At 44.3% G+C, this 11,703-nt stretch carries 8 protein-coding genes; 1 reads left to right on the top strand and 7 read right to left on the bottom strand.

Annotated features, from left to right (window positions below; genetic code table 11):
• Positions 1 to 143 precede the first annotated feature (143 nt).
• Both AACT52_RS27865 and AACT52_RS27860 read right to left on the bottom strand, forming a co-directional pair.
• Positions 144 to 2,459: an FUSC family protein gene (locus tag AACT52_RS27865; protein WP_233154091.1), complete on the bottom strand. Its 2,316-nt coding sequence runs from the start codon at positions 2,457 to 2,459 to the stop codon at positions 144 to 146.
• Positions 2,460 to 2,889: 430 nt separating this feature from the next.
• On the bottom strand, positions 2,890 to 3,945 hold the full coding sequence (locus AACT52_RS27860; protein ID WP_073634081.1) for an SDR family oxidoreductase: 1,056 nt from the start codon (positions 3,943 to 3,945) through the stop codon (positions 2,890 to 2,892).
• 574 nt (positions 3,946 to 4,519) lie between these two features.
• Here AACT52_RS27860 and AACT52_RS27855 point away from each other — a divergent pair.
• On the top strand, positions 4,520 to 6,442 hold the full coding sequence (locus tag AACT52_RS27855) for a P-loop NTPase fold protein (RefSeq protein ID WP_073634080.1): 1,923 nt from the start codon (positions 4,520 to 4,522) through the stop codon (positions 6,440 to 6,442).
• Between the two features lie 79 nt (positions 6,443 to 6,521).
• Here the strand turns inward: AACT52_RS27855 and AACT52_RS27850 are convergent, their stop codons facing one another.
• From AACT52_RS27850 to AACT52_RS27830, 5 genes are all read right to left on the bottom strand, one after another.
• Positions 6,522 to 7,484, bottom strand: a complete 963-nt coding sequence (locus tag AACT52_RS27850; protein WP_073634079.1) for an aldo/keto reductase — start codon at positions 7,482 to 7,484, stop codon at positions 6,522 to 6,524.
• A 174-nt stretch (positions 7,485 to 7,658) separates the two neighbouring features.
• A complete protein-coding gene (gene coaBC, locus AACT52_RS27845; RefSeq protein ID WP_073634078.1) occupies positions 7,659 to 8,861 on the bottom strand; it encodes a bifunctional phosphopantothenoylcysteine decarboxylase/phosphopantothenate--cysteine ligase CoaBC in 1,203 nt (400 codons plus the stop codon).
• Positions 8,862 to 9,074 (bottom strand): protein IsiD, encoded by a 213-nt coding sequence (gene isiD / locus AACT52_RS27840; protein ID WP_017318487.1) that lies wholly within the window; start codon positions 9,072 to 9,074, stop codon positions 8,862 to 8,864.
• 188 nt (positions 9,075 to 9,262) lie between these two features.
• Positions 9,263 to 9,895: an alpha/beta hydrolase gene (locus AACT52_RS27835; protein ID WP_073634077.1), complete on the bottom strand. Its 633-nt coding sequence runs from the start codon at positions 9,893 to 9,895 to the stop codon at positions 9,263 to 9,265.
• Between the two features lie 234 nt (positions 9,896 to 10,129).
• The gene (locus tag AACT52_RS27830) at positions 10,130 to 11,410 is read right to left on the bottom strand and encodes a matrixin family metalloprotease (protein ID WP_073634076.1); all 1,281 of its coding nucleotides are present in this window, start codon (positions 11,408 to 11,410) and stop codon (positions 10,130 to 10,132) included.
• Positions 11,411 to 11,703 lie beyond the last annotated feature (293 nt).

Below are 11,703 nucleotides of genomic sequence, written 5' to 3'. Positions count from 1 at the left end.
GGTGAAGCAATTCCTCAAGATAAGCCGACTCGTGGAAAGAGGAAGCCCAAGAAGTGATTCTTGGAATCCCCCGCTACACCCGCAAGGGTTAGCGGTGGGAGGATGTCAAAAAAGAGTGATTTCTCCAAGTAGCAGTCTTAGATTCATTCTTGCAGGCGGACGATCGCACTGTGAATACTCGTAATCTCCTGAGCAATTCGATCCAATTCTGTGGAAATGGGAGTGCGTTCTCGAATCGCTTGTAGTGTGGGTGTTGCTGTGCCTAGATCAGCCGCCAACTCTGATACCCTATTGGCATGAAGCTGTTCAATATGGTCGTGAATGGCTTCGAGATAGGGATCGAGGGCTGGCAAGGACCGGGGTGGCTGTCCCTGTTGCAACGCATCGGCTAAGTTCTCCAGAACCTGGACAATAGCGTCGGCGAATTGCTTGAAATCAGGACATTGGTACTCTCCACTCAATTCCCGGCGGTGTTCTGCCAGAGTGATGACCGAATTGAAAAAGCGGCGAATATAGAGTATCAGCGTTGTTATTGGCTCAACCTCTCCTCGGACATGGCGAGGTTCGCTAAACAAGCGTTGAGCTGCCGCTGCTGCGTTTGCATTCTCCAGTGCAGCTTGGCGGCGCAGGTTGGCGATAGAGCCAGCAGACGAATCTTGGTTTGGGTTGAGATAGTAAGCGATCACCTGCTGAAAGTAACCAAGATTGGCTCGAATTGTCCTTTCCAATTGGGCAGGAAGTTGCTGCCGTTCCCAGCGGGGGAACAACAGATAGCTGCCGATCAGCGCTAATAAACCTCCAGCCAGGCTATCAGCAATCCGCATAACTCCAATTTGCCACCCGCCTTTACTCGTGACATTGAGGAGTAAGATAATAGCGGGAGTGAGTAGCGTAATGAACAAGCTGAAGCTCAGGGGTCGCACTGCTACCGCAGTGACCATGAGCAGGAGGAGACACGCCCCAATCACCCAAGGATTGTGAATAAGCGTAACGATCGCAATGCCAATTATGCCTCCTAAAACTGTGCCCAGCACCCGCTGTAGGGTGGTCTCAGAGGTGCCGCCATAGTTGGGCTTCAATGCAACAACGGCAGTTACGGTGATCCAGTAGCCTCTGGGAATGTGCAATATCGAGGCAAGCACTTCTGCGATCGTCGCAACCAACGCCAGCCGCAGCGCATGACGAAAAAGGACGGAATGAAACGTAAGATTATCTCGCAGGGGTCCAAGGATTGAAGAAAGCGCGGGTAGCCTTGGACGGGTAACCCCTGCCTTGGCGATTGTGCCCACATCTCCTCGTTGCAAAGCTATGATCACCTCCGCATCTGAATGGACCTGTTCTGCCAGCAGTTTCAAGGTCGCAACAATTTTGCCAAAGCTGATTAATTCTGCATAGTCCTCTGCCTGAACCGCAAGGGTCTGGCTATTCAATTGCGTGCGTAGGGCTTGCCGCTGGTGTTCTAGGGCTGCGATCGCCCGATCAAAATCCTCTAGATGAACAGAGGATTTGCCGTTGGCGATAAAGCCTTTGCCATCAGCTTCGCGTACCGCGTCTGACATTCTTTGCAAAGCAGCAGCCAACTGTTTCATCGCTTGCTGGATTTCTCGCCGCAACTGCTGAAATAGCCGATGATTTGATGAAATCGACAAGTGTTCGACCAGTGCCACAACTGAATTTGCAATTTGGGGTGCATCCTCAATTAAGATGAGCAACTGGTTCCCCGGTAGATTGGCGGCTCTTTGGGCAGTCCACACCGCGGACCAAACGCTACGGGCAGAAGTCAAAGCCTGAGTGAAATTATCCTGGGCTTGCAAAAAGCGGGTTGTCCATTCAGGGCGATCGCCTGGATTGGCTGCTCTTTCACCTGCCGATTCAACCAATTGACTCAATGTGCCATAACAATTGGCAACAGCTTGGATGACAGGGGAGTAAGGGCGCACGACCCATAGTCCCAGGGAAACTACGGTTGACCATATCCCACCAGCTAAACAAAGGGCACATTGGTGAAGCACCGTAGACAAATCGGGAAATGTAGCAAATCTTGCCAGTGCGACGATAAACATGATCGACGTGATCAAGCTGATCGATGACGCCACTTGACCAAATAAACCGACAAAACCCGCAAGAAACATCACCAGAAACGTTGTCAGAGCTGATAGCCAAAGGGTGTCGTGAACCAGATTAGCGAGGAACAACATGGCTGTAATGCTAATCGCTGCCGCTATCTTAGCCGTTGCCTTCTGGTGATATGCTCCATCCACGTTTACCAGCCCAACCAACCAGGCTCCCATAACTGCGATCGCACTGGCAGCCGGATGACCCATTAGCACTCCAACTCCAATTGGACCCAACACCGATATAAGGGTCTGCAAACTAGAAGCAATGGCGGGTTTACCCGGTTTGAGTTGAAACTGCTGTAACAGCCAGTTCAGCGGTCGTTGAAATTTAGAGGACATCATTAGGCAAGGGATTGGGAATGAAAAAGCGTGAAGCGATCGCCCCAAGGGCACTGCGCTCCCCGCGCTCGCCTCTTTCAGAATTTTAAGCAGATGTCATTGGTTGCTTAACTTGCTTAGGATGCATAATTTCGAGCATTATTAACTATAGTACGTCACCCCAAAAATAAAGCTACCATTCAACGAGGCGTGAAAAGTTTTTGCTGTAACCTTTTTGAACTTTGAATGCGTGATTTTGAATGCGTGAATTCTAAGAGGATGTCTGAGAAGTCAAAAATGTCATGCTGAACGGAGCGCCAGCGCAGTGAAGCATCTCAAAAATTAACGACAAACTGGGATTCTTCGCTCCACTTCGTTACGCTCAGAATGACAAAATATACCTTGCTTAAAGTTTTCAGACATCCTCTAAGGGAGCGGTACTAGCTGCTATTTTCTATTTGCTTTTTGGAAGGACTTTCTCCGCCCGATAGCGATCAAGTAACCGAACAAACATTTCGGTACTATCTACAATCTCCTTAAAGCCGTGAAGTTTAATTTTAGTCGTATCCGAAATCACATCATAGTCACACCCAAAGATGAAGTCGCCAAACCACCAAGCTGCTAAATCTTCAAACGCAACTGGCTTGAGGTTATGTCGTTGCTGAATTTCTTTCCAAATCGATGCTTTATCCGCCATCATGGTTGATAAAGAAATGGTTTGCGGCTCGGCAACTTCCATTTCAAAGTAGTCTGCCAATCGCGCCCACAAGTACTTCCAGCGAAAGAGATCACCGTTCGTAATGTTGTATGTTTCTCCCGCTGCACGAGGCTCAGTTGCAGCCCAAAGCACTGCTTTTGCCAACAGTTCAGCATCTGTCACCTGAGCAAGCGCATTATAAGCTCCAACTTTACCGGGAAAGCGCATCGGTAGACCGTAAAACCGACAGATCTCAGCATAAGCCGCGATGACAAGAACAATACTCATCGGTGTACCAATCGAGAAGCCACACAGAACATCTGGGCGGAGTACGGTAACCTCCCAACCTTGTTGAGCGGCTGTTTCCTTGAGTATATCTTCTTGGTCGTAATAGAAATTTGGAGGAAGATGACGTGGATCGCTTTCTTTTGCTGGAGTTTTGAAGGGACCTAGATGGACACCATAAGCTTTAACACCTTGCATGAGAACCACCCGTTTAAGGTTAGGAGCAGCAGTCTTCAATGCCGTTATCGCTCCTTGAAACATCTGTACGTTTAGATCGTTCTCTTTAAATTTATCGTTATGACTCACATAAGCCGCATAAACGGCGTGGGTTATGTCAGCAAATTGATTTTTGGCAGCATCAGACAGTTTAGGCTGCAATAAATCTAATTCCACAAAGGGCGTGAATTCAGAAATTTGCTGCTTGTGACGCGCAACACCGATGCCCTGCCAATCATCCTGAGTATCCAAATATTCAATGATGCTGCGTCCAATAATCCCTGTTCCACCAAATACTGCCAACTTCTGCATCGCTTTTACTGCCTGTTTTCGGGATCGTCACTATAAACAGTATTAGACAAATTTCATTGTTCCTCTATCCCTGTGTAGAAAAGAATTTTGCATTTGTATTGGGACTGTAATACTGCGGCATAACGGCAGAAGCCAGCGGCATATCACCGAAACGCAGCACAAAGGTGATTTATGGTGCAAAAAGCTTTTGAAAATAAACAAATAGGCTCTACGGTAGAGCAGTGAAAATTGATCTCGAAGTAGTGTGCGAGCAGTGTTGCCGCATAGCCAAGGATAACGCTGATGGGTGACTTGAGTGAAGAAGTAGGTGCCACCTGCGATGGTGATTCTACGGTAGTTAGTCATGGATAGGGATAGAACCGTGATCAATTTAGTATTCCCTGGCAATCGATTGATGCTGTACTCTGCGCTAACGCATCCTACGTGATGATCTGCTGGATCTACTAATGCATTAACAATTCAGGAGGTTGCATTTAAGAGTTGGGTTGCTTCGTGTTATTGGTGGACAGTGATCAAAGTTGCTTGGGTTGTCAGTATGTTTTGGTAATAATAGGGAATAAAGTGAGAGAAAAAGATGACTCAAGGCAACAAATCGATCAACAGCCATATAGAAACATACTTAGATTATTACTGTGGGTTATCCCATGCACCTGGATTTGCTGTTTTACTAAAAGGTCAATGGGGAGCTGGAAAGACATGGTTTATCAACAAGTACTGTGAAAAACTAAAAACAAATAATCAGAAATGCTTGTATGTCAGTCTTTACGGGATGACTACCTTTTCTGAGATAGAAGACGTATTCTTTCAGCAATTACACCCTGTACTATCGTCAAAAGGAATGGCAATAACAGGCAAGATTTTTAAAGGATTATTAAAAGGTACACTAAAAATTGATTTGAATGATGACAGTAGAGATGATGGAACATGGAGCGTTCAGATTCCAGAAATCAACCTTCCTGAGTATCTTAGAAATACCGAAAAAAGCATTTTAGTATTTGATGATTTAGAACGTTGCAAGATAGATATCGGCAACATATTAGGGTATATAAACTACTTTGTAGAACATCAAGAATTAAAAGTAGTTATCGTCGCTAATGAGGATAAATTACTCGAAAATTGTAGTTACAAAGATATTAAAGAAAAAATAATAGGCAAAACTTTTGATGTATTTCCTGATTTTGAGGGTGCCTTAGAAAACTTTATTCTTAGTGCAAATGATTCAGAGGTTAGAGTTTTTTTATCTGACAATACTCATTTGATACAAGATTTATATACTAAAACTGAATATGAGAATTTAAGGACTCTAAAACAAATTGTTTTAGATTTTGAGAGGATTTTTGAGACGTTACCAAAAAAAGCAAAAAATAAGTCAGAAATTCTGGAAGACCTCTTGACACTACTTATGGCTTTTTCCATTGAGATTAAACGCGGAACAATGCTTCCAAAAGATATTAGCAGATTGCAAGAAGAATACGTATCTGGGATTAGTAATCGGGTCAGTTCGCATCAACTATCCAATTCAGTTGCAAAGGACAATAGTGAAAAGCAAACTTCGGTTCAGAAAATCCTTAGTAGGTATACCGTACTCAATTTACATGATCCATTTCCAAGTACAGTATGGTGGCAAATATTTTTTGATAAAGGCATCGTAGATACGCAGGAACTAGAACAATCAATATTAAATAGTAAATATTTTCAGGATGAAAATACACCGAATTGGGTTAGAATGTGGCACTTTTCTGACCTTTCTGACGATGATTTTGAAAATTTACTCAAGAAGGTTGAATCAGAATACCGTAGTAGACAATTCGTTGAGATTGGGGAGATTAAGCATATTTTTGGACTTTTCTTAATGTTTTCTCATGCTGGACTATATTGGAAAAGCAAAGAAGAAATTCTAAAGGAATCAAAACTTTATATTGATTATCTGAAAGATAATAACCCACTTGTTCTAATATCCCCTTCAACAATTGAAGACGTGTATGGTAGTTATGGTAGCCTCGGATTTCAAGGAAAAGAATTTGAAGAATTCAAAGAGTTTTTTACCTATATTGATGAAGTTCGAGAGTTGGCAAGAAATGAGAGTATGCCTAGTGCTGGTCAAGAGTTGCTTGTCACTATGCAGAGCGATGCTTGGAAGTTTTACAGGATGATTTGCCTAACTAGTTCTCCGGATGGGGATGTGTCAGTTCAGAAATATCATGAAGTTCCTATACTTAAATACATAGAATCGCCTGCCTTCATAGAAAAACTTTTACTTATGAAGTCTAAAGACCAACGATTTGTTTTTGGGGCACTAAAAAAACGATATGAGTTCGATAGTATTAACGGAAAACTGATTGAGGAACTGGACTGGCTTAAATCTGTTCAAAGTTTATTACTAGAGGAAGCGAGTAGCAGGAAAGGGAAGGTCAGTGGATTCGTTCTAGAATCACTGACTAAACATTATTTGAATGGAGTGATTGAAAAGCTCGAAAAAAACAGGTCACAGGTATAAATTAGTCAATACGATCGCCAATCTTGTAGGATGCGTTAACCCAGAGTACAGCATCAATCAATGCGATCTGCTCTGTTGCTCATGTTGGCATCAATTGCTGGATACGCTGTGGTTCCTCTCCAAGCCAATCCGGATTTTGGGCTGTGCTGTCAAAAATTGATGAGGTTTTGAATGGCTCAAACTCGCCGCGTGATGCAGCTTCTGCCGTTTTTGCTAACAATGCTTGCACCTGCTGATCATCCATTGGTTGGAATGTACGCACTGCTTCAAACGCTTGATCGAGAATCTCCATACTGTCAATTCCCGTAATCACAACCGATGTGGGCAGATTCAGCGCATAGTGTAGACACTCAATTGGCGTTACAGTATTTGACCGTAAAAGAATACCGTTTGCCAAGCTCTTCATCCCAAGAACGCCGATGTTTTGTTTGACCAGTTCTGGCAGAACCAGCTTTGCGAAGCTCCGGTAGTGCGCATCCATCACATTCAGCGGCATTTGAACCGTATCAAACTTAAACCCGCGATCGCCTGCAACTTCAAGCATATGCAGATGAACATAGGGGTCTTTGTGACCTGTGAAGCCAATGTATCGCAGCTTACCAGCTTCCCGCGCCTCAATGAAAGCGGCATTCGCCCCTTCTTCGTCGAAAACTCGATACGGATCTTCGTGCCGGAGGATTTCGTGGTGCTGAACAAGATCGATGTAATCTACTTGCAAGCGTTGAAGTGATTCGTCTATCTGTCTTGCTGCTTCTTTCTTGGATCGACCGTCGATTTTCGTCATCAGGAATACTTTATCTCGGTAGCCATCGCGGAGCGCTTTTCCCATGCGAATCTCGCTGACTCCATCGTTGTAATCCCAACTGTTATCCATAAAGGTGATGCCACGATCAATCGCTGTACGAACAATACGTATGCCGAGTTCCTCATCAACGTACTTCAAGGCGATGTGCCAACCACCCAGTCCGATCGCGGAAACCCTCTCTCCTGTACTACCGAGAACTCGGTATAGCATTTCTGAATTTGACGTACTTTCTGACATCTTTTCTCCTTGTATGCCAGCTATTGCTTTAGTACATATAGCTGTGAGCCAATTCAAACACAAGGAAAAGTTCACAGAATCTTCCTAGAGACACAGTAGATCTGGCTGTAGCACCTATCTCCAAACACCCAAGACTTGATTAAACTCTCTTCAACCCTGAGTGCGATTGCCGTTTTATTTATTTCCCAACAAATCAAAAATATGATGAGCCATTTGTAATTTGGAACAAGGGGGAATTTCTATCTTTTGTCCTTGCTTATCCAAAAATATGGCTTGATTATTATCACTCCCAAAACCGCTATTAAGTTGATCTATAGGATTAGCAACAATCGCATCCAAATTTTTTCTGTGTAATTTCTCTAATGCTGGTGTGACAATATCTCCTGTCTGTGCAGCAAACCCAATTAAACGCTGATGCGGTTGTTTGAGTTGTGCCAATTCGGCAACGATATCTGGTACAGGTTCTAGGGGTAAGGCTTGCGGCAGCGATTTTTTTGCCAACTTCTCGTGACTATACTCCCGTGGCTTCACATCCGCTACTGCTGCCGACATAACAATCACATCTGCACTCGGTAGATTCTGCACCATGCTGGCTCGCATTTCTTCGGCACTCACAACAGGAATTGCTTGCACTCCCAAAGGTACATCCCAACTCGCCGGAGTGTGTACCAATGTCACGCTTGCTCCTCGGTGCAGTGCTGCTTGTGCTAAAGCTAACCCCATTTTCCCTGTGGAAGGATTGCCGATAAACCTGACTGGATCAAGATGCTCTCGCGTTCCTCCAGCACTAATCAACACTCGCTTACCTAGCAAGTCTCGCTGACCGGTGGTGTGTAACAACGATTGAACATAAGCAATAATTTCCAGGGGTTCTGCCATCCTACCAGCACCGACGCGATCGCACGCCAACAAACCCGACGCAGTACACATGCCATGAAAACGCCTATCTGTCAATATCTGTTGCCAATTGCGCTGCACCGCCTGCTGTTCCCACATATCGGTGTTCATTGCTGGCGCTAGCAGCACGGGACAAGTCGAAGCCAAAACAGTATTTGTGAGCAAATTGTCAGCCATACCGTAGGCTAACTTTGCTAATGTATTTGCTGTTAGAGGTGCAATAACAATTAAATCTGCCCACTCACCTAAGTCAATATGCAATGGACGCGAGTGAGTTGGTTGCCAAAAATCTTCATCTGTATAAGCTGGATGGCGGGAAAGCGTCGCCAGAGTTAAAGGCGTAATAAATTGTTGTGCCGAACGAGTGAGGATGACTCTTACTTCCACTCCCATTTTAAACAAAGTGGAAACAACCTCACAGATTTTATAGGCGGCGATACCGCCGCCTACTGCAATTAGAACTCGTCTACTAGGAAACATCTACGCCTCATCGTAGGGTTCCAAATCTAAAAGGTGGATGTATGGTTCAACTAACTCTGGACGCTGAAACGCGATCGCGCGCAGTAAATGCCAATCATTCAAACCCTCAAAAGCATTACTGTAATTATCTTGCTCCAGACGTACAGCTAACATTTCCACCTCTTGTGGAGTCATGACAGCAATTTCTGTCTTAGAAATGCTTAGAGTTTTCATTATCCTCGCCCCTCCCTTTTGCAGTCGCATCCAGCATGGGTTGAGTTGCGTCGAGCGCACCCACCCAATATATATTACTCACTTAAGAGCAATAATTTCGTGAAATTTTTCCGGATTTCTATCCAACTGTGTAAAATTTTTGCAATCCAGACTAAGCGATGTTTAAGGAGAAGACAAATTTCCAGTCTTTATGCATTGGCAACAACAAAATTTCGTAGCAACTCTAGCATTTCGGGTCGAATTTCATGACCCATATCAAACTCATAGTATTGTACCGCAGCCCCCAAAGATTCAAGAGTTTCCCGTGCTAACACAGCAGCTTCCAATGGCACAACTGTATCTTGTCTACCGTGCATGATTAAAACGGGTGGTAGAGACGCCAAATTTTGGGTTTCTACATTTCCTGCACCAGGATGTAAATATCCACTCAAAGAAACTAAACCAGCGAAGGGTAACTTTAATCCTATATCCAAAGTCATAGCCCCACCTTGAGAAAATCCGCTCAAAATTGTCCGCGATAAAGGCACACCAGTGCTACTCTCTAAAGATTGCAACCAATCTGTTAGCAGTTGCCGACTTTGTGTTAACCCTTGATACATATTTTCCATGGTGAGGTCATACCATGCTCTACCAATAGCAGAATAGGGATAAGGAAAAGGTGCATTAGGAAACAGGAACTGATAATCTGGCAAATTAAAATACGGCAACAAATATGCCACATCTTTAGCATTTGCACCCCAACCGTGCAAAATCACAATTAAACCCTTTGGTGGTTGGTTTGTTTTTGGAGGTACGCTAATAAAATCTAGAGTATTAGTCATTTGTCATTTGTCATTTGTCATTTGTCCTTAGTCATTTATGACAGGACAGATGACTAGGGATCAAGGACAGTCAAGCATAAAAACTATGGAATGACAAGATAAAAAATTTTGCATCAGCAGTTTTCATGTAGCGACTTGTTATGGCACCGCAAGTACCGACGCAGTTAATAAACCTCATCATGGGTTCCGATGTCGAGCAGGACAATGAGTTCACTATTCGTTTCCGTGTCTTGTTCAACTGTCATACCAGTAGGCATCTCGTACTGAACCATTTGCCCCAATCCACCACACTTCCATACTATTCGAGATACGTGATACAGCGGTGATTTCACCGTTAGCTGGAGCATTATCCGCACTGGCAAGAGTAAATCGCCGCCATTCTCCACCTTCATACCAAAACGCATCTTGCACTGAACCGTCTGCACCAATCCACCAGACTTCCATGCTGTTTGGAATACGTGATACAGCGGTGATTCCTCCACTGGTTGAAGCACTGCCTGCTGGCGCTAATTCAAATTGCTGCCACTGTCCGCCCTCATACCAAAACGCATCTTGCACTGAGCCGTTTGCACCAACCCACCAGACTTCCATGCTGTTTGGAATACGTGATACAGCGGTGATTCCTCCACTGGTTGAAGCACTGCCTGCTGGCGCTAATTCAAATTGCTGCCACTGAGGTCTTCTCCCATAGATGGACTGAATACCATCAATATCGTCTTGGGCTAGAAAACGATGAAGGCTACCAGGTGGAAAAGTTGGGAACATGAGAGCATTTGCAATGTTGGTATGATCTAAGCCAAGAGAATGACCGAATTCATGGGCTGCAATTGTGATGAGATCCCAACCACCTGCTGGTACAGGAACATTTACTGTCCAAGTTTCAGCATCGTCAAAGTGTGCGTCACCAGCAATATCCCCTCCATTTGGTGGTGGATAATATGCATGAGCTAACACATTTCCCATTCCGTCAAATGGATCGCCATCCCCGTGATCGCCAGTTACGAAGCTAATTAAAATATCTGCACTGCCAGTAACTTCTGTAAATGTCAATGGAACTACTGCGATCCAGAGATCAAACGCTTGGCGGACGGCAGTGCGAATTTCTGCTTGAGTAAGGTCAGCAGTGAAGTTGACAATTCTGTAGGTAATGTTAGTGTGATCCCACCGATTACCTTGAGCAACAAATCTACCTGAACCTATAGCAGAGGGTCGATCAGGAAAGCCGCATCGCGGTTTTCGCATTTCAGCAACTGTTGCTTGATCAAGTTCACCCGTAACGGGCAGTCCATGAAACTGTTGATAGCTACGCAAAGCCTCTTCTGTAGCATTGTCAAAAGTTCCCGTAGCTGCATCAGGAACTGTTAAATCACGTACTGCTGAAAAGCTGCTATTTCTCGTTTCCTGAAGATAACCGAATCTTCGTAGAAAAACCTGTAAGACAGTTACATCTTGCCCGCTAGCTCCCATCTGAAGACCAATCGCAGATGGTGAAGTGAATGACCTTTCATTAGGCATGATTGTTTATCTCCTTAAGATTCTTTAAGTATTGTGATAAACACACTGGTGTTCGCGTTTTTATCCTAAACAATGCACTAGAGATACTTGTAGTACCCTTGAGGGCGATTTTCCACAATAGAGAAATTAAATACACCAACGCTAGCGTTCTAGCTTGATGCTGAACAACAATAGGTAAACTCTTAGCTGCGCCTTCACTGATGACTTAGCAGGCTAAGTATTGATTATACGAAAAATTTCCGTATAAGCATCTTGTTAATCTCGTTAGTGATCGCTCGTGCGCCCGCTAAATG

Origin of the sequence: Scytonema sp. HK-05 (genome assembly GCF_963872035.1) — a bacterium.
Taxonomy (GTDB): Bacteria; Cyanobacteriota; Cyanobacteriia; order Cyanobacteriales; family Nostocaceae; genus Kalymmatonema.
This window is presented reverse-complemented; position numbering and strand designations above follow the sequence as displayed.